Origin of the sequence: Acinetobacter halotolerans (genome assembly GCF_004208515.1) — a bacterium.
Taxonomy (GTDB): Bacteria; Pseudomonadota; Gammaproteobacteria; order Pseudomonadales; family Moraxellaceae; genus Acinetobacter; species Acinetobacter halotolerans.
Window position 1 is genome coordinate 194,554 of sequence record NZ_SGIM01000001.1, and the last position, 21,665, is coordinate 216,218.

At 42.3% G+C, this 21,665-nt stretch carries 21 protein-coding genes and 2 tRNA genes; 10 read left to right on the forward strand and 13 right to left on the reverse strand.

Features of this window, described 5'->3' with window-relative positions:
• The first annotated feature begins 51 nt into the window (after window positions 1-51).
• Both EXE30_RS00885 and EXE30_RS00890 read left to right on the forward strand, forming a co-directional pair.
• Entirely contained in the window at window positions 52-1,125 is a 1,074-nt protein-coding gene (locus EXE30_RS00885; protein ID WP_130160803.1) for a DNA/RNA non-specific endonuclease, read from the forward strand.
• 70 nt (window positions 1,126-1,195) lie between these two features.
• Window positions 1,196-1,438 carry a hypothetical protein gene (locus EXE30_RS00890; protein WP_121928984.1) on the forward strand — a complete coding sequence of 81 codons (243 nt, stop codon included), beginning with the start codon at window positions 1,196-1,198 and terminating at the stop codon, window positions 1,436-1,438.
• 63 nt (window positions 1,439-1,501) lie between these two features.
• Here EXE30_RS00890 and aqpZ read toward each other — a convergent pair whose 3' ends face one another.
• Window positions 1,502-2,191 (reverse strand): aquaporin Z, encoded by a 690-nt coding sequence (gene aqpZ / locus EXE30_RS00895; RefSeq protein WP_121928983.1) that lies wholly within the window; start codon window positions 2,189-2,191, stop codon window positions 1,502-1,504.
• 175 nt (window positions 2,192-2,366) lie between these two features.
• A complete protein-coding gene (locus tag EXE30_RS00900; RefSeq protein WP_130160804.1) occupies window positions 2,367-3,374 on the reverse strand; it encodes an AraC family transcriptional regulator in 1,008 nt (335 codons plus the stop codon).
• 115 nt (window positions 3,375-3,489) lie between these two features.
• Between EXE30_RS00900 and EXE30_RS00905 the strand changes: the two genes are divergently transcribed.
• On the forward strand, window positions 3,490-4,134 hold the full coding sequence (locus EXE30_RS00905) for a sterol desaturase family protein (protein WP_130160805.1): 645 nt from the start codon (window positions 3,490-3,492) through the stop codon (window positions 4,132-4,134).
• Between the two features lie 338 nt (window positions 4,135-4,472).
• Here the strand turns inward: EXE30_RS00905 and hisF are convergent, their stop codons facing one another.
• The gene (gene hisF, locus EXE30_RS00910) at window positions 4,473-5,231 is read right to left on the reverse strand and encodes an imidazole glycerol phosphate synthase subunit HisF (RefSeq protein ID WP_005193936.1); all 759 of its coding nucleotides are present in this window, start codon (window positions 5,229-5,231) and stop codon (window positions 4,473-4,475) included.
• 112 nt (window positions 5,232-5,343) lie between these two features.
• Between hisF and EXE30_RS00915 the strand changes: the two genes are divergently transcribed.
• The 3 genes from EXE30_RS00915 to EXE30_RS00925 are packed head-to-tail and all read left to right on the forward strand — an operon-like array spanning window position 5,344 to window position 7,338.
• Entirely contained in the window at window positions 5,344-6,294 is a 951-nt protein-coding gene (locus EXE30_RS00915) for a homoserine kinase (protein ID WP_130160806.1), read from the forward strand.
• A 9-nt stretch (window positions 6,295-6,303) separates the two neighbouring features.
• A complete protein-coding gene (locus tag EXE30_RS00920; protein ID WP_005193932.1) occupies window positions 6,304-6,921 on the forward strand; it encodes a DUF1294 domain-containing protein in 618 nt (205 codons plus the stop codon).
• Window positions 6,922-6,945: 24 nt separating this feature from the next.
• Window positions 6,946-7,338 (forward strand): DUF4870 family protein, encoded by a 393-nt coding sequence (locus tag EXE30_RS00925; protein WP_130160807.1) that lies wholly within the window; start codon window positions 6,946-6,948, stop codon window positions 7,336-7,338.
• A gap of 41 nt (window positions 7,339-7,379) precedes the next feature.
• On the opposite strand, the gene EXE30_RS00930 is transcribed toward EXE30_RS00925, so the two are convergent.
• The 7 genes from EXE30_RS00930 to hisB all read right to left on the reverse strand — a co-directional run bounded on the left by EXE30_RS00930 (window position 7,380) and on the right by hisB (window position 13,852).
• Window positions 7,380-8,213: a DMT family transporter gene (locus EXE30_RS00930; RefSeq protein WP_265937112.1), complete on the reverse strand. Its 834-nt coding sequence runs from the start codon at window positions 8,211-8,213 to the stop codon at window positions 7,380-7,382.
• 121 nt (window positions 8,214-8,334) lie between these two features.
• On the reverse strand, window positions 8,335-9,186 hold the full coding sequence (locus tag EXE30_RS00935) for a universal stress protein (protein ID WP_130160809.1): 852 nt from the start codon (window positions 9,184-9,186) through the stop codon (window positions 8,335-8,337).
• Between the two features lie 117 nt (window positions 9,187-9,303).
• Complete coding sequence (locus EXE30_RS00940; RefSeq protein WP_130160810.1) at window positions 9,304-10,791, reverse strand: SulP family inorganic anion transporter; 1,488 nt, start codon at window positions 10,789-10,791, stop codon at window positions 9,304-9,306.
• 233 nt (window positions 10,792-11,024) lie between these two features.
• Entirely contained in the window at window positions 11,025-11,756 is a 732-nt protein-coding gene (hisA, locus tag EXE30_RS00945) for a 1-(5-phosphoribosyl)-5-[(5-phosphoribosylamino)methylideneamino]imidazole-4-carboxamide isomerase (protein ID WP_004673294.1), read from the reverse strand.
• A 167-nt stretch (window positions 11,757-11,923) separates the two neighbouring features.
• The gene (locus EXE30_RS00950; protein ID WP_130160811.1) at window positions 11,924-12,457 is read right to left on the reverse strand and encodes a DUF805 domain-containing protein; all 534 of its coding nucleotides are present in this window, start codon (window positions 12,455-12,457) and stop codon (window positions 11,924-11,926) included.
• 184 nt (window positions 12,458-12,641) lie between these two features.
• A complete protein-coding gene (gene hisH, locus EXE30_RS00955) occupies window positions 12,642-13,259 on the reverse strand; it encodes an imidazole glycerol phosphate synthase subunit HisH (protein ID WP_130160812.1) in 618 nt (205 codons plus the stop codon).
• Window positions 13,259-13,852 (reverse strand): imidazoleglycerol-phosphate dehydratase HisB, encoded by a 594-nt coding sequence (hisB, locus tag EXE30_RS00960; RefSeq protein ID WP_004673288.1) that lies wholly within the window; start codon window positions 13,850-13,852, stop codon window positions 13,259-13,261. Before hisB ends, hisH begins: the two co-directional genes overlap by 1 nt.
• A gap of 104 nt (window positions 13,853-13,956) precedes the next feature.
• On the opposite strand from hisB, the gene EXE30_RS00965 reads away from it, so the two are divergent.
• The 3 genes from EXE30_RS00965 to EXE30_RS00975 all read left to right on the forward strand — a co-directional run bounded on the left by EXE30_RS00965 (window position 13,957) and on the right by EXE30_RS00975 (window position 14,743).
• Window positions 13,957-14,334, forward strand: a complete 378-nt coding sequence (locus tag EXE30_RS00965; protein ID WP_121928971.1) for a GNAT family N-acetyltransferase — start codon at window positions 13,957-13,959, stop codon at window positions 14,332-14,334.
• Window positions 14,335-14,439: 105 nt separating this feature from the next.
• Window positions 14,440-14,515 (forward strand) — tRNA-Phe (locus EXE30_RS00970).
• A gap of 152 nt (window positions 14,516-14,667) precedes the next feature.
• A tRNA-Phe gene (locus EXE30_RS00975) sits at window positions 14,668-14,743 on the forward strand.
• Between the two features lie 185 nt (window positions 14,744-14,928).
• Here EXE30_RS00975 and EXE30_RS00980 read toward each other — a convergent pair.
• The 3 genes from EXE30_RS00980 to ompR form a co-directional block, all read right to left on the reverse strand.
• A complete protein-coding gene (locus tag EXE30_RS00980; RefSeq protein WP_130160977.1) occupies window positions 14,929-16,443 on the reverse strand; it encodes an acetyl-CoA hydrolase/transferase family protein in 1,515 nt (504 codons plus the stop codon).
• Between the two features lie 121 nt (window positions 16,444-16,564).
• Window positions 16,565-18,019, reverse strand: coding sequence for an ATP-binding protein (locus tag EXE30_RS00985; protein WP_130160813.1), 1,455 nt, complete (start codon window positions 18,017-18,019; stop codon window positions 16,565-16,567).
• A 17-nt stretch (window positions 18,020-18,036) separates the two neighbouring features.
• On the reverse strand, window positions 18,037-18,801 hold the full coding sequence (gene ompR / locus EXE30_RS00990) for an osmolarity response regulator transcription factor OmpR (RefSeq protein ID WP_004678831.1): 765 nt from the start codon (window positions 18,799-18,801) through the stop codon (window positions 18,037-18,039).
• Between the two features lie 459 nt (window positions 18,802-19,260).
• Here ompR and EXE30_RS00995 point away from each other — a divergent pair, with 459 nt between their 5' ends.
• Complete coding sequence (locus tag EXE30_RS00995; protein WP_130160814.1) at window positions 19,261-21,618, forward strand: Tex family protein; 2,358 nt, start codon at window positions 19,261-19,263, stop codon at window positions 21,616-21,618.
• The last annotated feature ends 47 nt before the right edge of the window (window positions 21,619-21,665 follow it).

Consider the following 21,665-nt stretch of genomic DNA (forward strand, 5'->3'; position numbering starts at 1 on the left):
GTTCATGTTTGACTTGTTAAGCTGCGCGTTAATATTGATTTTGAAGCGGTTATGGCCAGAAGAACAGCGAGGAAGAGTAAAACGAAATTTACCTTCTTGAGCCAAAATGTTGGAAAGATTCTATTAGCTTTGCTCGCAACGAGTAGCTTTGCGATTGCGTTTGGCAATGAAAAAATTTCTAAATTGATTCCATTACAGAGCACCAATAGCGGCTGTTTAAATCAATTTTATCGGGATGTTCCACCCTTATTAAATAAAGATAGTCTGCAAAAAGACAGTTACGCCCTGTGCTTTAATGATTTTAATGTGATGTATTCTGGCATCTCAAAAACACCACTTTGGACAGCTGAATATTTAACCCCGCAGCGTTTAAGTATCAAAATTAAGCGTGAAGATAGTTTTCATGAAGAAACCCGTGTAGCAGAGCGACATCGCGCCTTGTTATCCGACTATCGTGGTTCAGGCTATGACCGTGGGCATATGGCGCCAAATGGCGATATGAATAATAAAGCGGCGCAATATGATAGTTTTTCATTGGCCAATATGGTGCCTCAAGCACCGAAGAATAATCAGGAAGTTTGGCGCAAGGTCGAAGAAGCAGTTCGTTCCATTGTCACCAAGCAGCATAAAGATGCCTATGTATTAACGGGACCGATTTTTGAAGGTCAACGACTAAAAACCATTGGCAATGGGGTCATTGTACCTACGGCGGTGTATAAAGCTGTTTATTTACCCAAGCAGGGTATTATTGGTGCCTATTACGCGCCCAATAATGCGTCACTACAGGTCAAAGTGGTCAGTGTTTGCTATTTGGAAGAAAAGCTCGGGATTAATTTATTTCCACAATTAACCGAGCAGCAGAAGCGTAATATTTATCAGTTGCCTGTATCCGCGCAGCAGGTCAAGGCCAATAAAGAGATTCATTATTCACATTGGGATGGTCACAGCCAGTGTGCAGAAGAAGCAACTACAGAAAGCATTCAGGCACAGCAAAATCAATTCAGTTCAGGCCGAACCCAAGCCGCTGAAAGCCCGTTGCCACACATTGATGAAGAAGCTAAGCAAGCAGTGATCAGACAATTGGTGGATATGCTGGTTCAGTATTTTTTACAATTGTTGAGATAATGTAGAGCATCTTGCAAAGCAATTGAGCTTGGCGCAGGCTATATCGATATAATAACAACGTGAGAATGAGATGTTTAAACCTTTTGAACATGGTGATGAGTCTTCAGCGATTTATGATCTGACTTTAGAAAATCAGGTCGATTGCGTGAGCTTATATGGCAATTTGCAAATTACTAAAGATCAAGCGGGTCTAAAAACCGCGAAAGCGTTGCAAAACTTTATCAATGATGTGGTGGCGGCACTCGAGAAAGAAAACTTACCTGCGCAAATCGAGCGTCAAGCCGAACAAGAAATTGAAAATCCGTTTCTTTAAATGCAAATTGAAGCATAAAAAAACAGCCTACGTGAAGGCTGTTTTTTTTATGAGGATTTATTCTTAGTCTTTCTCACGTCCTACAATTTTATAAATCACCGCACCAATCACGGCACCAATAATTGGAGCGACCCAGAACAACCATAATTGGCTGAGTGCTGCTGTTTCAGCAAAGAATGCCACACCAGTACTACGTGCAGGGTTAACTGAAGTATTGGTCACTGGAATACTGATTAAGTGAATTAATGTTAAAGCCAAACCAATCGCAATCGGTGCGAATCCAGCAGGCGCACGACGATCCGTTGCTCCCATAATAATAATGATGAAGAATGCAGTCAGTACCACTTCAATGATGAAAGCAGAACCTAGCGAAAATTTATTTGGAGACAGATCACCAAAACCATTGCTGGCAAAACCACCTGTACCAGCGAAGCCTGCTTGACCTTGTACGATAATGTAAAGCACCAATGCCGCGATTGTTGCACCAATTACTTGAGAAATAATATAAGGAGCAAGTTCTTTTGCTTCAAAGCGTCCACCTACCCATAAACCCACACTGACGGCAGGGTTAAAGTGACCACCTGAAATATGACCAAACGCATAAGCACCCGTTAAAACGGTGAGACCGAATGCCAATGCCACGCCCATAAAGCCGATACCAAGTTCTGGATATGCTGCTGCTAGTACAGCACTACCACAACCACCAAAAACGAGCCAAAAGGTTCCAAGAAATTCTGCTAAATATTTGTTCATTGTTATCACCACATATTTTTTAAAAAAGAAAAACCAAGCATCCAAAACTTTATTATGGATATGTTTAACCCCTGTGAAAAAAATGTGAACTAATTCACATGGGTATATAGGTTCTTGTATAAAGGGTGTAACAAAAAGGATCAGTTGTGAAACAGTGAGTTCATCAATATTTTTATTACGAATTGTAAATTGTGTTGTTGTTCCGCCACTGTTGCGGTGTCTGTCCTGTCCAAAGTTTAAAAGCACGTTGGAAAGCACTTTGCTCTGAATAACAAAGCAGCAAGGCGATTTCTTGTAAACTGAGATGAGGGTCTTTTAAATATTCAGTCGACAACATAAAGCGAATTTGTTGTACACGCTCCTGAAAAGTGGTGCCTTGTTGTTGCAAATGTCGTTGTAACTGTCGAACAGAAAGCCCTAATTTTTCTGCAATAAAATCGATCTGATATTGGTTCTTTTGCAAACCTGTCAAAATGGCATGTTGTAGACGTTGATCCAGTTGAGTTGAATTCGGTAACTTGTCTAATAAAGCTTGCGCCTGCTGTAACAGCAGTTGTTGTAGGGTATGGTCACTGCTTTTTAATGGTTTAAACGCTTCAGCTACTGGCAATAGCAGTTGCGTTTTAGGCTGTTCAAAACGAACCTTGCAGCGAAAATATTGCTCATAAATGCTGATATTTTTTGGAGGGGGATTGACGAAATGCACTTCGTGTAAATGGATACTTTCACCTGACATAAACAACTTGAGGAATTGCACCATCAATGCAATGGCAATTTCATCGGTGAGTTGAGTTGGATGCGGTTCAGGTGCTTCCCAACGGATGGAAACATAAGGATCATTAAACTCGACCACCAAAGGGCTACCATCATAAATCAAGCGATGAAAGTCATGATAGCGTGCCAAAGCTTCGCCCAAATTTTCACATGAAAGTGCGAGGTAAGCGATTATACCGAGATGTTTAGGTTGCACATAGGCTGCAATTTCTAACCCAAGTCCAGTTTTGGGATCTAAGCGATTGAGATCTTCAAGCAAATCACGCCAAATCACATAATCGAAGCGTTCTAAGTTTTGAATTTGTTGTAATTGCTCAGGAACAGCAATATTTTCTGCCTCGCAATAGGCTTTGAGTAAATGCCCCAAACCACCAAAAACAGAGCCAGTATAGTTCTTGAGTTGAGACATCCTGTCGACTCCTTGGTTTGTCGTGTTTTGTCAATACAACTATAGCGTATCGTCAATACTTCGCCTACCAAAATTTATATGCTGAATATAAGTAAGGACAGATTGGGAAAAAATCATGCTAAAAGGTTTTATTGCAGGTTTGGCAGTTGCCAATGCATTTGAATGGTTTGCACATAAATATATTTTGCATGGCGTGCATCGCTCAGGGCAGCCACGATATAGCCCTGTACCGAGAAGTATGGAATCACATTGGGCCCATCATCGTGAAGTGCGTAAGCAGGAATTTGCCGATGAATGTTATGTGCAAGGATTCGAACATTGGCGCACACGTAATGAAGTGATGTCACTGGCGGTGGTGGCGGGGGTGGCAAGCGTGGCGTTCTATCCATTCTCAAAAGGCATGTTTTTGGCGGCACTCTACAGTGCTGGCAATTATTATTATGTGCATCGCCGTGCGCATTTAGAACCTGATTGGGCGAAAGCTAGCATCCCTTGGCATTATGATCATCATATGAACTCAAACCAAGATGCCAACTGGTGTGTGACGCGTCCTTGGTTTGATTATGTGATGGGAACCCGTGTGGTCTCTTCTGCGGACTTAAAAGAAGCGAATCCATTGGGCATACCTTTACCCGCAACATTCTCTAAGCTGCTTACCCAAGCGATAGAATCTGTTTTTCCTGCCAAGTGGGTGGAACAAAAGCCAAAATTGCTTGCATCTGCTGCTGTTGAAGAAGCGGAAAAGCAATCCGTGGCTTAAATTGATTATTTAGAGGATGCAACGTGCAGAATTGAATCCCTCGATGAGATCGGTATTTTGATTGGTCGTGAGCAAACCAAATGGGATGCTGTCGTGAATTGTCAATAAAATAGGGTTTTAATGTCAATATTTCTGCTGCTTTTATCGCTATTTTGGCTCAGGCACTTTAAATGCTTAGAATTTACTCAAAATGGCTGTATGTTCTCTTACCCTCTGGCGTTGTTTATACGCAGTTTCTATACCTTGCTCAGCAAGGTATTTTTTTGCCTTAAATATGACCACATAAAAAACCTCTCAAATATGAAAGTTGAGAGGTTTGGCGTTAATAGGGAAATGGTTTAGAGGCGCATTTCAATGCCTTGCTCAGCAAGATATTGTTTCGCTTCAGGAATGCTATGTTGACCAAAGTGGAAAATTGAAGCTGCAAGGACTGCATCTGCGCCACCTTTTAAAATACCATCGGCTAAATGTTGTAAGTTGCCTACACCACCTGACGCAATGGTCGGAACACTGACGCGGTCATTGATCGCACGCATCAGTGCAATGTCATAACCTGCTTTGGTGCCATCGGCATCCATACTGGTAATCAATAATTCGCCTGCGCCAAAATCAGCCATTTTCACCGCCCATTCAATCGCATCGATACCTGTCGGTTTACGTCCGCCGTGAGTAAAAATTTCCCACTTATTCTCGCCCGTTTTTTTCGCATCAATCGCAACGACGATACATTGCGCACCAAAACGTTGTGAAGCTTCCTGTACAAATTCAGGATTAAATACAGCTGCTGAGTTGATGCTGACCTTATCCGCGCCAGCATTGAGCAGTAAACGAATATCTTCTACTTTGCGCACACCGCCACCGACGGTTAATGGTACAAATACACTTTCAGCCATCCGTTCTACAGTGCGGTAAGTGGTGTCGCGTCCATGATGGGTAGCAGTGATATCTAAAAAGGTAATTTCATCGGCGCCTTGTTCGTTATAACGACGAGCAACCTCGACAGGATCACCTGCATCACGAATATCAAGGAATTGAACGCCTTTGACGACTCGACCATTATCAACATCTAAGCAAGGGATAATACGTTTTGCGAGCATAAAATTTTCCAAAAAATCGCCAATAAAGAAAGGAGACCGATTTAGGTGCTACACCTTCATGAAGGGAACAGGTATTCTAGCAAACTTCACAGCTATTTTTTGCAGGTTTTCCATGTCGGTTTATACCCCGTTGAGTTTAGAACAAGTTCAAGCCTTTGCTGAGCCTTATGGTTTAGCAGTGATTGACCTGATTCCAATCCAAGGCGGTATTCAAAACACCAATTATTTTTTGGTGGATCAAAATCAGAAGCAGTATGTTTTAACGGTTTTTGAAGAATTAGATGCGATCGGAGCAGGTGAACTGGTGCCTGTACTGGATTGTTTGGGACAAGCAGGCGTGCCTGTGGCAGTACCCTTGAAACACCACGGTCAGGCGATTCATAGTATTGCCGATAAACCTGCACAAATTGCGCCACGGATCATGGGCGAACATCCAGAAGATACGACCATTGAGCAGATTGAAGCGATTGCTCAAGCACAAGCAAAATTGCATTTGGCTTTACAAGGCTTTCCTCTAGAACGTGATTTTAACCGTAATCATCAGTATTGGTCAGATGTCGCTGAACAGCTCAAGCCACAGATGAATATTGATGATCAAAGTTTATTGGCGCTGGTCTTTCAGCAATTTGCCGACATCACACAACAACATCCTGATCGTCCAGTGGGCTTTATCCATTCAGACTTATTTAGAGACAACACGCTATTTGAAGGCAATCAGTTAAACGGTATTCTTGATTTTTATGAACTCAATCAAGATGAGTGGTTATTTGATATTGCGATTAGTATCAATGATTTCTGTACTGCCTATCCACAAGCGTATCTTGATCAGCGTAAAGCAGATGCATTTTTGGCGGCTTATCAAGTGATTCGCACGCTTAGCGATGATGAGCTGGCGTGTTTAGATATTTATTTAGCGATGGCGGCCTGCCGTTTCTGGAGTATGCGTTTACAAGTGGCGCAGAAAAATGCAGCGCATGGTCGTACAGGTGAAGATATTTCTCAGAAAGATCCAGTTGAAATGCGAATGATGTTACTAGACCGATTACAACGAATCACAGCTTAGGAAAAAGTCATGCGAGATCAAGGACGTTTAGTGGAATGGTTTGATGACAAAGGCTATGGCTTTATTCAACCCAATGATGCGAAGAAAGAGCGAGTTTTTCTACATATTAAAGACTTTGCTCGCACTGGCCCAAGACCGATTGTGGGCTGTGCTTTAGATTATTTGGTGATTTTAGATGAGCGTGGTCGCTATCGCGCGCAACAAGTCGTTTATTTAAAAGCATCACAAGTGATTGAGCATAAAGCCGCGCCTGTTCGACCGACCACAGCGACTGGATGGTCGCCGATGAAAGTCGGGATTGGGGTTTATATTGTCTTTATGGTGATTGCGAGTTTTAGCAAGCTATTACCGCCGTTTACCTTACTCTTTGTGAGTTTGATGAATGCATTGAGTTATTGGTTGTATTCACAAGACAAAGAAGCAGCACAATTGGGCAATCGTCGGATACCCGAACAGACTCTGCACATCGTTGATTCTTTGGGTGGATGGTGCGCTGGTTGGCTTGCCCAGCAAAAACTGAGACATAAAACACAAAAACAACCGTTTCGTAAGATTTATTTCTGTACCATAGCTTTTCATATATTATTGATATGTTGGTTAATTTCTCCACTCAATATTTTTCATTGAGGGAGGTTTTGGAGCTAAATAAAAATGAATTACTCTGTTGATCAAGACCCGAATCGTACTTTGACCTTGATTCTTTATGTGCTTTATATTATTGCGATTTTTAGCGGTGGTTTATTGGCGATCATTGCCTTGATTATTAACTATGTGAAACGTAGCGATGTACAAGGTTCAATTTTTGAAAGCCACTTTACTTGGCAAATTCGCACCTTTTGGTGGTATTTAGCGTGGAATATTGTTGCCTTTATCCCATTTTTCTTCCTGTTTTTGACAGGCGATAATCCAAATGCATTTGCTGGTGTTGCGCTTTCTGGCACGGTTTTCTGTGTATCAGTTATTTTTGTTGCATGGGTATGGATCGTTTATCGCGCGATTCGTGGTTTGATTGCATTGAATGACAATAAACCGATGTATCAGTAAACGGTCATTCACTACATGGATTCGCCGTTAGAGAGAGCTTTTTAGCTCTCTTTTTTCTTTTCGAAAAACTTAAGTTTCAACTCACTCACCAAAACCCCTAAGACCACCAGTAAACCACCAAATAACGCCAGTAGCGGCAACCGTTCACCTGCGATACGCCCAAATAATCCTGCCCAAACAGGTTCGCCAGCATAAATGATAGCAGCACGGCTTGGATCAACCATTCGTTGTGCCCAATTCATCACAAATTGAATCAATGCACTGGCAAGCCCTAAGCCCACTGCGATCATCACTAAGGGCCAAGAAAAAGTTGGAATACTATGTTCGCCAACAAGGGGCATACTGGCAAATGACAATCCAGAAGCAACCACCAACTGAACCACCGTGACACGTCTCAGATTCACTTTCCCTGCAAAATATCCAATCAAAATAATTTCTAAAGCGATCACAAAGGCACAGATCAAGGTGAGCATTTGCCCATAATTTAAATTGATACTCGAAAAATCGTTCCCAGTTAAAAAGACTAACCCCGTAAACGCCAAGGCTGAGCCAATCCATGTCATCAAAGACGGCCGTTTCTGGAAAATGACCCACATCAATATGGGAACGAGTGGAACATAAAGCGCTGTCAGAAAGGCCGACTCACTACTCAGGATTGTTTGCAGGCCAATGGTTTGTGTACCATAACCAATGGCAATCATGAGGCCAATTGCTGTACCTGCAAGGGTTTCCTTGAGCGTCAAACCAGCCATGGATTTCATTGAAATAAGCAAGATCACCAATGCCGCCACCGCAAAGCGACAACCGACAAAAAACATCGGGCTACTAAAATTCAGAGCATATTGCACCGCTAAAAAAGTACCACCCCAAATCATAGTAATAAAAATCAGGGCGAGTTGAGGCGTATAGGCGTTAAATTTTGTCACAACAGTTCCTAAAGCTACATTTCACTTAGCAGAGCTAAATACCTTGCTAAATGAAATGTTTTCCCCGAGCTTATCTTAGCAATAGCACAGGTTTTGTGGAGCGAACTAATAGTTTCGTGGTGGTGCTACCAATAAAGAATTGACGGATTTTGGAGTGTCCATAAGCACCGATCACCATTAAATCAATATTCTTTTGGTCGGCGTAATTCAGAATACTTTCATCAACATCACCTTCCAAAGTGCTTAATGTCATATTAAAGCCTTGTGACTCTAATTGTTCTTTTGCCCAAGCAAGTTGAGTGTGTATTTCTTGGTTGGGTTGACCTATATAGACCAGATGTGCAGCGAGTCCTTTAAGTAAAGGGCTATTCGCAATCTTCTCTACGCACTTCTTCGCCGTTGCACTGCCATCAAACGCCACTAAGAAAGATTGAGGCTGAGTGAAGGGTGATGAGGCAATTAAAACAGGTTGGTGAATGGCACGTACTACATTCTCGATTTGTGTGCCTATTTTATCGGAATGGTATGCAGTTTGAGTACCATGTTTTCCCATGATCAGCACACGTATATCTTCTTCCAAAGCGACAATGGTTTCTAACAAACTGCCACGACGTTGGAAGCTATGTACATCGAGACTGAAGTTGTCTAGCACATATTTTTTTGCCTCACGAAGCAAAATTTTGCCATGCTCAATCTCAATTTTTCCTCGACGTTCATCTAGCTCTACTAACTCATTTAATAAGCTTTCTCGACTTCCCAAGCCAATCGCACCGCTTAAATCCTGTGGTACTTGCGCTCTCGGCGTATCGATCACATGTAAAAGTTCAAGTGGCGCATTCAGTTTTTGGCTAAACCAAGCAGCATAATCACATACCGTATTTGTGCCGATTGAACCATCAATACACGCAATAATTTTTGACATTGTTATAATTTCCTTTTAATGGACTTCTTTCATCAATCCCTCTTGCGGAACTTCAATCGTTCCTCATTCTCCCAGTGGGAGAAATACAAAGAGGGAATAAAGAATGATGAAAGCGGTCTAGTGATTGTCCAAACGATCTAGCGCATTTGGTTTGTCATGTACACCAAATTTATCAACCATCGTTTGACTTGCTTCATTCATCCCGATCAGTTCAACATCCGTTCCTTCACGTTTAAATTTAATCACAACTTTATCAACGGCTGCTACGGCTGAAACATCCCAAAAATGAGCTTGACTAAGATCGATCACAACTTTTGAAATAGCTTCTTTAAAATCAAAGGATGCCGTAAATTTATCAGCAGAACTAAAGAAGATCTGACCTGTAACCACATAGGTACGGGTACTTTCAGCTTCATCGAAAACAGATTGAACTGCCATATAACGTTCGATTTTATTGGCAAAAAATAGCGCAGATAACAGCACACCGACCAGTACACCATAAGCTAAGTTATGGGTTGCGACAACAATCGCAACTGTCGCGATCATGACGATATTACTTGAGAGTGGGTATTGGCGAATATTTCTGAGTGAATCCCAGTTAAATGTACCAATTGATACCATGATCATCACAGCGACCAGCGCAGCCATAGGAATGATTTTCAGCCAATCACTAATGAACACCACCATGATCAACAAGAATATACCTGCACAGAATGTAGATAAACGAGTACGACCGCCAGATTTAACATTAATAATGGATTGACCAATCATGGCACAACCAGCCATACCGCCCATAAAACCAGAGGCGATATTGGCTACCCCTTGGCCTTTACATTCGCGGTTTTTGTCACTCGAAGTATCAGTTAAATCATCGACAATCGTGGCTGTCATCATCGACTCAAGTAAGCCTACTGCGGCCAACGCTGCTGCATAAGGGAAAATAATACGAAGTGTTTCTAAGTTCAGTGGAATGTCTGGTAGCAAGAACACAGGCAGTGTATCAGGCAGTTGACCCATATCACCGACAGTACGAATGTCCAGTCCCATCAGGATTGCAACAATGGTTAAAACCACAATGGTCACCAAAGGCGATGGAATTAATGTTCCAATTTTAGGGATGTATGGGAATAAATAAATAATCGCTAAACCTGCCGCAGTCATAGCATAGACATGCCATGTGACATTGGTGAGTTCAGGTAACTGTGCCATAAAAATCAAAATTGCTAAGGCATTCACAAAGCCGATAACGACGGATTTAGACACAAAGCGCATAAATTGCGCTAGCTTTAAATACCCAGCCACAATTTGCAGGACCCCTGTCAGGATCGTCGCAGCAAGGAGGTATTGCAGTCCATGCTCTTTCACCAGCACGACCATGAGCAGTGCCATGGCACCTGTTGCAGCGGAAATCATACCAGGGCGACCGCCGACAAAGGAAATCACAACTGCGATACAGAACGACGCATATAGCCCAATTTTAGGATCTACACCTGCAATAATCGAAAATGCAATTGCTTCGGGAACAAGTGCTAAAGCAACAACAAGACCCGCCAGCACATCGCCGCGGATATTGGAGAACCATTGTTCTCTTACATTGGAAAACATAGAAATAGCCTATTTCTTTAAGAATATAAAAAGGCTAGTGATGTGATATATAAAAACACACGACTACACCACATCACTAGACAGTGATGAGTTCATTACAAATAAGAGGTAAAAAACTAAGGTGGCGTAAGTGTCATTATAAAAAAGAGGGGTGTGTACGAAAGTGTCGTTAGCATAACATTTAAGCTTCAAAAGCTCTAGCCATTATTTAAATCACTAGAGCTCTTGATCAATTACAAACGATCTTCATCCAACAATAACTGCGCGTCACGAAGGCTTAAGGTACCTTCATAAATTGCACGACCTGTAATCGCACCTAAAATGCCCGTTTGACCTTTTAGGTTACGCACATCGTCAAGATTGGTCACGCCGCCTGATGCAATAACAGGCAAGCCTGAATATTGCGCCAAATTGACGGTTTGTTCAACGTTAACGCCTTGCATCATGCCATCACGAGCGATGTCAGTGTAGACAATGCTTGAAACGCCTGCATCGGCAAAACGCTTCGCAAGATCAGTGGCTTTAACATCAGTGACATTGGCCCAGCCATCTGTTGCAACCATACCATTGATGGCATCAATACCAACGATGATATGACCTGCAAAGCGTTTACATGCTTCGTCTACGAACGCAGGATCTTGAACCGCTTTAGTTCCAATAATCACAAACGAGACACCCGCTTCTAAATAGTGTTCGATCGTTTCAAGTGAACGGATCCCGCCGCCGATCTGAATTGGAAGTTCAGGTTGGGCACGGGCAATTGCTTCAACCACTGGTTTATGAATTGGCGTACCAGCGAAAGCACCATTTAAATCAACTAAATGTAAACGGCGTGCGCCTTCATCAACCCAGTGTTGTGCAGTTGCGACAGGATCATCAGAGAAAACAGTATCGTCTTCCATACGGCCTTGTTTTAAACGAACACATTTACCATCTTTCAGGTCAATTGCAGGGATGATTAGCATGCTTTCGCTCCTTGCGTCATCATAGAGTTTAAATTGGCTACATATTAGCAAAGTATTGTTCAATCGCTAAGCTTTGGATGTTAGACGACTGCATCTTTCTTTAGAATTTGTGTTCATAAAAAAGCCAAGCATCATAGCTTGGCTGGGTGAAGTGGTGATAAAGAATGTTATTCAGCGTCGTACTGTTGATATTGCATTTGAATTTGTTGGCTGCGCTCAACATAACTTTGATAAGCTGGGATTGCAGTAGCCGCTAAAAATACAATACTAAGTGGTAAAAGGATAATATATATCCATGCTAATACTTTTTCCCACCCTTTCGTGATACGAGGAGCGCCATATGTATTAGAATCTGGGTTGCCCTTCGCACAAATTAAATAAATGAAAAAGAAGAAGTTTATTAATGGGATAAGCATTAAAAGTGATAGCCAGCCTGTTTGATTGCGGTCATGTAAACGGCGAATTGAAAAAACGAAGCTGAAGTAGATCATGGCTATGTAAACAATAACAAAGAGTCCACCTAAGATATATACAGCTGAACTTGTTGATGAAGTATCAAAAGCAGGGATAAATATTGCAGCGATAATACCTAAAATGAATACGAAGACTGTGAGTAACATATTCCAGCCTAAATAAGATAGTCGGCCAAAACGTCCACTTGCACTAAAACCCGAATCATTTGTTTGAAGATGAGATGACATTTTATTTTCCTGTAGTCGCTGATTTTTTAAAATTAAATTTTTAAAAGATAACTTGTTTGGTTTTTATTCAAAGCGTTTGCATAATAAGCAAAAAATAATTGAAAATAAATACAAAAGCCTATAAAAAATCAAGCCGACATAAAGTGGCTTGATTTTGAATATTTAAAAAATATTTTGAAAAGAATTAAATCTTCCATTCCACAAAGTTTTTTAACAACTGTAAACCTGCGGTATGACTCTTTTCAGGGTGGAATTGTGTGGCAAATAAATTATCTTTATGAATTGCGGTACAAAAGTTCACACCATAATCGCAAGTTGCTGCGATCACAGATGAATCTTGTGGTTCAACATAATAGCTATGCACAAAATAAAAACGCGCGTCTTGTTCGATGTTATTCCACATCGGATGGCTTGGATCAAGTTGATGTACTTGGTTCCAGCCCATGTGCGGTACTTTTAAATTCGGCATTTCAGGAAAATGTTTAACTACGCCGTCAAAGATACCGAGCGCAGCAACGCCACCATTTTCTTCAGATGTTTGCAATAATGCTTGCATGCCCACACAAATCGCCAAAACAGGCTTGTTAAATGCGGCTTGGCGGACAACCTCATCGATGCCAGCTTCATGCATACCGTGCATACAGTCGCGCATCGCACCAACACCCGGAAATACGATTTTATCGGCTTTGGCGATCAGTTTTGGATCATTGGTCACGTCAACCGTCGCACCGACATGTTCTAAGGCTTTTGCTGCAGAGTGCAAATTGCCCATGCCATAGTCAAGTAAAGCAATACGCGTCATTACAAACTACCTTTGGTCGAAGCAATGGTATTTTCTGCGCGTGGATCAACTTCACATGCCATACGCAAAGCACGCGCTAGAGCTTTAAACACACTTTCAATCTGATGATGGCTGTTTTTACCTTTCAAGCTATCAATATGTAAGGTCATCAGAGCGTGATTGACAAATCCCTGAAAAAATTCAGAGAATAAATCGACATCGAAGCTGCCAATACGGGCACGAGTGAAGGGGATATCCATAAATAAACCCGGACGACCTGACAAGTCGACCACAACGCGAGACAACGCTTCATCTAAAGGTGCATAAAAATGACCATAGCGGCGTAAGCCTTTTTTATCACCCAAAGCTTGCGCAAAGGCTTGCCCTAAGGTGATTCCACAGTCTTCCACTGTGTGATGATCGTCAATTTCAAGGTCGCCATCACAATGAATATCAATATCAAATAGACCATGGCGCTTGATTTGATCAATCATATGGTCTAAAAATGGAACTCCAGTGTTGAGTGTGCCTTGACCAGTACCATCGAGATTGAGACGAACTCGAATTTTTGTTTCGTTGGTATTTCTTACCACTTCACTGATACGTTGCGTCATGGACACGTTCCTCAAAAAACGTCAAAAATGATTGAATTAAAAACCGAAAGTTTCGCTGTGACGAAAAAGTGACAGCATCATAGTTTGCTCAGGAGGGTTAATCAATGCCTATTACAGTACATGCCTACAGTTCTCTAGACCAACTAGGAATCCGTACTCAGCTAGAGCGACTCTATGATACCAGCCCAGAGTTCGGAGATGGGCAAGATGCAATGGAGCAACTTGAACAAAATCTACAGCAATATACCACAGTTTATACCGCTGAATTTAACAGCAAAATTATAGGTGCAATCTGGGCAACAGGGCAAGGAGAAAGCCGTGTTTTAGAGTATATCGTCGTACATCCAGCCAATCGAGGGCGTGGTGTCGCTGAACGTTTAGTTGAAGAGGTTTGTCGTTTTGAAGAAGAGCAAGGCGTAAAGCAGTTTGAACCAGGGTGCGGTGCAATTCATCGTTGCTTATCCCATATTGGTAAAATCTAAACAGGTGGGGCGTTGTTGGCTTTGTCGCAAAATTAAACGCTAGATAGAAAAATCCGCAAATTTGCTTGACGGATTTTGACAAACATTGTTTAATACGCCCACTTTGGCGCGATAGCTCAGTCGGTAGAGCAACGGATTGAAAATCCGTGTGTCCCCAGTTCGATCCTGGGTCACGCCACCATAGATTCAAATTTCAATCCCTGATCCCATCAGGGATTTTTTTTTGTCCAAAACTTTTGCAGTACACTTTTTGGATAAGAAATGGTCATTTAAATCAAAAGCTCAGGATAGTTGTTGACTATTTATCTGAGATGCGGCTTAATACACGCCATTGGCGCGATAGCTCAGTCGGTAGAGCAACGGATTGAAAATCCGTGTGTCCCCAGTTCGATCCTGGGTCACGCCACCATATTCAAAAACCCCAAACGAAAGTTTGGGGTTTTTTTATGGAAAATCGAAACCAATGACAACGCATTTCAAATGCATAATTAATTGACGCTGATTGCTCAAGCCAGCTATTACATTGTGGATGTATGATAAAAAGCAGAAAAGCATGCTTCCACATGCTTTCCTAAAGCAAATATAACTGTATTGTTAAGCTGATTTTGCTGTTTTGATTGGTGCTAACATCTGTCCCGTTTCTTCAAAGTTAGCATGCCAAGACAGCGCTTCACGTAGGATGTGAGGAGTGTGACCACCTCTTGCACAAGCACGATCAAAATAGTCGTTTAATGCAGCTTGATACAATGGATGTACACAATGGTCGATAATGGCACGTGCGCGCTCACGCGGTGCTAAACCACGCAAATCTGCCAATCCTTGTTCTGTCACCAAAATATCCACATCGTGCTCACAATGATCCACGTGGCTCGCCATAGGAACGACCGAAGAGATATCTCCACCCTTGGCAATCGATTTGGTCACAAAGATGGCGAGATGCGCATTGCGGGCAAAATCACCTGAACCACCGATCCCATTCATCATTTTGGTACCACAGACATGGGTTGAGTTGACGTTGCCATAAATATCAAATTCAAGCGCCGTGTTAATGCCAATAATACCTAAGCGACGTACGATCTCTGGATGATTTGAAATTTCTTGTGGACGTAATACCAGTTTGTCTTTGTATTGGTCTAGATTGCCAAAAACGCGCTCGCCACATTTTGCCGATAAAGTAATGGAGCTGCCTGAGGCAAATTTCATTTTACCTGCATCGATCAACTCAAAAGTACAGTCTTGTAGCACTTCTGAATACATCACCAGATCTTCAAAATTCGAATCTTTTAAGCCGGTTAATACCGCATTGGCTATTGAACCAATCCCTGCTTGTAAAGGACCTAAATTTTTTGCTAAACGACCAGCTGCCACCTCTTGTTCAAAGAAGGCAATGAGATGATTGGCAATCGCTTGTGTTTCAGCATCAGGTGCAGTTACGGTTGAGGGAGAGTCAGCGGTGTCGTTGAGTACGATCCCCACGATTTTTGCAGGATCAATCGGAATCGCCGTTGAGCCAATACGATCATCTACTTGAGTTAAGGGGAGTGGTGTTCGTGTCGGACGATAGCTTGGAATATAGATATCATGTAAGCCTTCGAAATCTTGGCTCAATGCAGTGTTGATTTCCACAATGACTTTTTCAGCAAAGATCGCAAAGCTGGCAGAGTTGCCGACTGATGTGGTTGGAACAATATGACCTTGCTCGGTTATGGCCACCGCTTCAATCACTGCAATATCCGGGCGTTTGAGCTGCTGATTACGCATTTGCTCGACGGTTTCAGATAAGTGCTGGTCCACAAACATGACTTCGCCATTGTTAATGGCACGACGTAAGGTGCTATCAACTTGGAAGGGCATACGACGCGCTAAGACACCTGCTTCAGTCAATTGCTTGTCTAAATCATTACCTAGGCTTGCACCTGTAATTAATGTGATTTTTAACGGATTTTTTTTGGCACGATTGACCAGTGCTTGTGGAACGGCTTTTGCTTCACCTGCGCGGGTGAAACCACTCATGCCAACGGTCATACCATTCTCAATAAAGCTAGAAGCCTTTTCAGCACTCATAACTTTGTCATGTAGGCTGTGAAGGCGAATGCGACTTAAAGACATCATCCATTCTCAATGTTGCTTTTTATAAGCGTGGGATTTTAGCGCTAAAATGTGAAAAGTGTATTGATTTTAGGCTAAGGTCTAACGCAAATCACAGTACATCTGATCAGAAAATGTCTCTCTAAAAATGTCCGGTCAGCGTTTGTCTAATTTTGTCGATGGTGTTGTTTTGCGGCTCATCCGTTTTTTCGCTTGGAATGGGCAATGAAATGACCACTTCTAAACCACCTTCTTTGCGGTTGCGAATATTGATTTGCCCTTGATGAATATCAACAATACGCTTCACAATCGCAAGCCCAAGCCCACTACCCTGAACGGTACGGGCTGAATTTCCACGTACAAACGGTTGCATCAACTCTTCAACCTGTTCAGGAGGAATGCCTTCACCATGATCCGCCACGGTAATGAGAATATGATCATCGACATGGCTAGCAGAGAGTTCAATCGGCTCAGAACCATAACGTTTCGCGTTATTGAGTAAATTGGCGATTAAGCGTTTCAACGATAAGCTACGCGCGGGAATGATTGGTAACTCTTGTGTTTCAAACTGAATATCGAGCGGTTGGAATTGTACCACTAGCTCTTGTAGTAAGGTATTGATATTGGTCTGTGTCAGCTCTTCATCAGAACCGTCACGCATATAAGAAATGAATTGATTTAAAATCGCATCCATATCATCTACATCGTAGATCAGGCCTTCTCGAAAGAATTCGTCTGGCAGCATTTCTGCAGTTAAACGAATACGCGTCAAAGGGGTGCGTAGGTCATGTGAAATGCCTGCCAACATGATTTGTCGATCACGTTCTGTTTGTTCAAGGGTATACACCATGTGGTTAAAGGCTTGATTCACTTGGCGTATTTCAAGTGGGCCGTGATTGGTGTCGAGATATGGTGCTTTGCCTGTTTTACTATAATTGTTGGCGGCATTTTGTAATCGACGTAAGGGGCGATTCATCTGGCGGACCAGAATAAGAATAATAATTGAAGACAGGATAGGCACACCAAATAACCATGATGCAATCAACTCCACACTATAATTATCATAGGTTTTGAGTGGTTCGCGGACCCAGTTGCCATTCATTTCTGGTGTTTGAATCCAGATGCGTGGAATCGGTTTAAATTTGAAGTAAACCGTCACGTCTTTTACACCTAACTCTTTGGCGAGTTTGGCTTCAATTTGGTTGGTAAATAATTCAGCAAGGAATTTATCTTCAACTTTAGGGAACTCTTTGGGATCGGTAACGTACTCGATACCGATCCGATTTTTTAACCAATCATCGATATCGACTTCGGTATCTCGATGTAAAATCCGAATATCGGGATTGTTAATAAGCTCGAGTTCAATCGCAAGATAACGTGCATGTTGTTGTAATTCAGGTAAATACAAGGTGCGCCAAAAGAACCACAAAGACATAAATAGACTGAAAAAAACCATAGACAGTACCAAGATGGTGGTACGCATGGCTGCAGAACGTGGTTTGATTTTATCTAAAAAACGTTCCCATTTTGTTCGCGGCCTTTCAGAGTAGGTCGCGAAGTCAGTAAATTCTTGTGGATCAATTGGTTCAAGTTTCAAGGTCTAGTTTCCTACGCTTATTCCGCACCATCTGGAACAAAAACATAGCCTACACCCCAGACAGTTTGAATATAGCGTGCTCGTGCAGGGTTGTCTTCGATTAAACGACGTAAGCGAGAGACTTGTACATCGATTGAACGCTCCATTGCACCCCACTCACGACCGCGTGCGAGATTCATCAGCTTGTCGCGTGTCAATGGTTCACGCGGGTGTTGTACCAGTGCTTTAAGCACGGCAAACTCACCTGTGGTCAAAGTAACAACTTGACCTTCACGAGTTAGGGTTCGGGTGGAAAGATCTAAAGCCCAAGGTCCAAAACTGACCACTTCAACTTGTTGGCTCGGTGCGCCTGGTACTTCACGCACCTGACGACGTAATACTGCACGAATACGTGCCAGTAACTCATTTGGATTGAACGGTTTTGGTAGGTAATCATCTGCACCAGCCTCTAGACCCGCGATACGGTCTGAGTCACTGCCACGTGCAGTAAGCATAATGATTGGGGTGTCAATATTGGATTGACGTAAGCGACGACAGATACTTAATCCGTCTTCAACAGGTAACATAAAATCAAGGACGATGAGAGAGAACAACTCACGTTGTAGCAAACGGTCCATCTGGGTTGCGTCATGGGCAGTTTTAACTACAAAGCCTTTGTCTTCGAGGAAGCGTTGTAAAAGCGTACGCAAGCGCACATCATCATCGACCACTAAAATGCGTTCGACCCGGTCTGTTTCATGGTGAACAGTTTCCGTCGATTCGGCAGGTACAACTAAACTCATGCTGTGCTCCTTTATCGTTTATTGTCATCGTCTTTATGCAATGCTATAGGGGCTATTTATATTTCAACCCTGCTTTGCGTTATCGGCTAAAATCTAGCACCGTATACGGCTTATGTTGCAATGAGAGCTATAGCTCGTAAGGTGAATGTGAATAGACTCTGTAGTATACGACTCATTGCACAGTTTTGGCTATGTTATAAAGCAACAAATATTGCCAATAAAATCAAGAGAAAGATACCAAATATATACAGGTAAAATTATGACAATCGATCTATTTTTCAATATTTAGGCGGAAAAAGCTTGGTATTTTAGAAACATTGCTCAATTAGCATAATCTGTAGCGTTTGTGGGGAAAGAAGTGACCCTATGCACAATATTTTAAAAAAACAATAGTGGATTTTATAGCCATGGACTTTATAATCATTGCTTTTAGACTCAACCCTTGTGGAATCAATCACGATGACTGACTTAGTTCAGCAGTTGGCAAATGAACTTGCCGTACGTCCAAACCAAGTAGAAGCTGCTATTCGTTTAATTGATGAAGGCGCTAGTGTTCCTTTTATCGCACGTTACCGTAAAGAGGTCACTCAAGGCTTAGACGATACGCAATTACGTCAACTTGATACACGTTTAACTTACTTGCGTGATTTGTACGAGCGTCGTGAGAAAGTGATCCAGTCTTTACAAGAACAAGATAAATTGAACGATGATTTATTGGGGCGTGTAAATGCTGCTGAAACCAAGAATGCGTTAGAAGAAATTTATGCGCCGTACCGTCCAAAACGTACCAGCAAATCATTTAAAGCAAAAGAAGCGGGTTTAGGTGTTATTGCTGAAAAGATTATTAATGATCAAATTGATCCAACTGAAGCTTTAGCTGGTTTTAGTCATGAAGACTATCCAGATGTTGAAAGCCAGCTCGATGCGATTCAGCATATTTTAATTGATGATTGGGCACAAAATATCGCCTTAACAACTGAATTAAAACAAACTTTTTCTAAAACAGCAGTGTTGAAAAGTGCGGTCGCTTCTGAAGAGAAAAAAGAAGTCGGCAAAAAATTCCGTGATTATTTTGAGTTCTCAGAAAACTTAAATAAAGTACCTTCACATCGTTTATTGGCGATGTTACGTGGTCGTCAAGAAAACGTATTGGGCTTGAAAGTGGATGGTGAAGATGATGCACCCTTGGCACGTATCGAAACGGAATATAATCTTGAACAGATTCAACCGCAAACGCGCCAAGATTATTTAAAACAAACTGCAAAATTATTTTGGTTGGGTAAGATTCGCCCACAAATCGAACATTCATTATTAACAGATAAGCGTTTAACCGCAGAAGCTGAAGCAATGGATGTCTTTGCAGAAAATTTACGTCATTTATTACTTTCTGCACCAGCAGGCAGTCGCACCACCTTAGGTGTCGATCCTGGTATTCGTACTGGCGTGAAGCTTGCCGTGGTGAGTGATGCAGGTGATGTACTTGCACATAGCACCATTTATCCATTTGCACCGAAAGAAGATAAAGCCGGTTCGATTGCTGAGCTTGCGCGTTTATGCCGAGAGTTCCACGTGGAACTTATTGCGATTGGCAATGGTACAGCGAGTCGTGAAACTGAAGCTGTGGTTGCAGAAATGATGGCAGCCAATGCTGACTTGAAACTGACACGTATCACGGTGAGTGAAGCAGGTGCATCAGTTTATTCTGCAAGTGAATTGGCTTCGCAAGAATTACCTGACCTTGACGTGTCAATTCGCGGTGCAGTCTCAATTGCCCGTCGTTTACAAGATCCATTGGCTGAGCTGGTTAAAATCGACCCGAAATCAATCGGTGTAGGTCAATACCAACATGATGTCAATCAAACAGGTCTAGCAAAAACCCTAGATGCTGTGGTTGAAGACTGTGTGAATGCGGTTGGGGTGGATGTGAATACCGCGTCTCCTGCGATTCTGGCTTATATTGCGGGTCTTAATAAATCCATTGCACAACAAATCTTTGAATATCGTAAAGAACATGGTCGCTTTGATAGTCGCCAAGCATTGAAAAAAGTACCACGTTTAGGCGAGCGTACTTTTGAGCAAGCAGCAGGTTTCTTGCGTATTCAGGATGGTACAGAGCCATTGGATGCGTCAGCCGTTCACCCTGAGAGTTATGGCGTGGTTGAAAAAATCGTTGCGGCGAAAGCAACCACGGTTAAAGACATCATTGGCAATACTGAAATTATTCGTCAAGTTAAAGCAGATGAGTTTGTCGATGACAAATTTGGTTTGCCAACGATTCAGGATATCTTGGCTGAATTGGAAAAGCCTGCACGTGATCCACGTCCAGAGTTCCGTACGGCTAAATTCCGTGAAGACATTACCGAAGTTGCACAACTCACTGAAGGTTTACAGCTTGAAGGTGTGGTGACCAATGTCACGAATTTTGGTGCTTTCGTAGATGTTGGTGTGCATCAAGATGGTTTAGTGCATATCTCTGAACTTGCCAATGAATTTGTTTCTGATCCGCATAAAGTAGTGAAACCGGGTCAAATTGTACAAGTCCGTGTGATTCAAGTGGATGCAGAGCGTAACCGCGTCAACTTGAGTATGCGTGCAGAAGGTTCTGCACCAGTGAAAGCACCACGTCAACAGCAGCGCCCACAGCAAGATCGTCCTGAACGTTCAGAGCGTAAGCCACAAGGTCAACGTCCACCGCGTAAAGAAGGTGACTTTAAACGTCCGCAAAATAACAAGCCAAAAACCGAGAAACCACAAGAGCAAAAAATTGGTGGTTTAGGTGCCTTGTTATTGCAAGCAGGCATTAAAGGTTCTAAGTAATTGGGAAGCTAAATAAAAGCCTCTTCGGAGGCTTTTATTTTAAATAT

What these genes read in the sequence shown, in the direction of transcription:
- EXE30_RS00885 (WP_130160803.1), top strand. Translation starts at nt 52, where the DNA reads ATGGCCAGAAGAACAGCGAGGAAGAGTAAAACGAAATTTACCTTCTTG.
- EXE30_RS00890 (WP_121928984.1), top strand. Translation starts at nt 1,196, where the DNA reads ATGTTTAAACCTTTTGAACATGGTGATGAGTCTTCAGCGATTTATGAT.
- aqpZ (WP_121928983.1), bottom strand. Translation starts at nt 2,191, where the DNA reads ATGAACAAATATTTAGCAGAATTTCTTGGAACCTTTTGGCTCGTTTTT.
- EXE30_RS00900 (WP_130160804.1), bottom strand. Translation starts at nt 3,374, where the DNA reads ATGTCTCAACTCAAGAACTATACTGGCTCTGTTTTTGGTGGTTTGGGG.
- EXE30_RS00905 (WP_130160805.1), top strand. Translation starts at nt 3,490, where the DNA reads ATGCTAAAAGGTTTTATTGCAGGTTTGGCAGTTGCCAATGCATTTGAA.
- hisF (WP_005193936.1), bottom strand. Translation starts at nt 5,231, where the DNA reads ATGCTCGCAAAACGTATTATCCCTTGCTTAGATGTTGATAATGGTCGA.
- EXE30_RS00915 (WP_130160806.1), top strand. Translation starts at nt 5,344, where the DNA reads ATGTCGGTTTATACCCCGTTGAGTTTAGAACAAGTTCAAGCCTTTGCT.
- EXE30_RS00920 (WP_005193932.1), top strand. Translation starts at nt 6,304, where the DNA reads ATGCGAGATCAAGGACGTTTAGTGGAATGGTTTGATGACAAAGGCTAT.
- EXE30_RS00925 (WP_130160807.1), top strand. Translation starts at nt 6,946, where the DNA reads ATGAATTACTCTGTTGATCAAGACCCGAATCGTACTTTGACCTTGATT.
- EXE30_RS00930 (WP_265937112.1), bottom strand. Translation starts at nt 8,213, where the DNA reads ATGATTTGGGGTGGTACTTTTTTAGCGGTGCAATATGCTCTGAATTTT.
- EXE30_RS00935 (WP_130160809.1), bottom strand. Translation starts at nt 9,186, where the DNA reads ATGTCAAAAATTATTGCGTGTATTGATGGTTCAATCGGCACAAATACG.
- EXE30_RS00940 (WP_130160810.1), bottom strand. Translation starts at nt 10,791, where the DNA reads ATGTTTTCCAATGTAAGAGAACAATGGTTCTCCAATATCCGCGGCGAT.
- hisA (WP_004673294.1), bottom strand. Translation starts at nt 11,756, where the DNA reads ATGCTAATCATCCCTGCAATTGACCTGAAAGATGGTAAATGTGTTCGT.
- EXE30_RS00950 (WP_130160811.1), bottom strand. Translation starts at nt 12,457, where the DNA reads ATGTCATCTCATCTTCAAACAAATGATTCGGGTTTTAGTGCAAGTGGA.
- hisH (WP_130160812.1), bottom strand. Translation starts at nt 13,259, where the DNA reads ATGACGCGTATTGCTTTACTTGACTATGGCATGGGCAATTTGCACTCT.
- hisB (WP_004673288.1), bottom strand. Translation starts at nt 13,852, where the DNA reads ATGACGCAACGTATCAGTGAAGTGGTAAGAAATACCAACGAAACAAAA.
- EXE30_RS00965 (WP_121928971.1), top strand. Translation starts at nt 13,957, where the DNA reads ATGCCTATTACAGTACATGCCTACAGTTCTCTAGACCAACTAGGAATC.
- EXE30_RS00980 (WP_130160977.1), bottom strand. Translation starts at nt 16,443, where the DNA reads ATGTCTTTAAGTCGCATTCGCCTTCACAGCCTACATGACAAAGTTATG.
- ompR (WP_004678831.1), bottom strand. Translation starts at nt 18,801, where the DNA reads ATGAGTTTAGTTGTACCTGCCGAATCGACGGAAACTGTTCACCATGAA.
- EXE30_RS00995 (WP_130160814.1), top strand. Translation starts at nt 19,261, where the DNA reads ATGACTGACTTAGTTCAGCAGTTGGCAAATGAACTTGCCGTACGTCCA.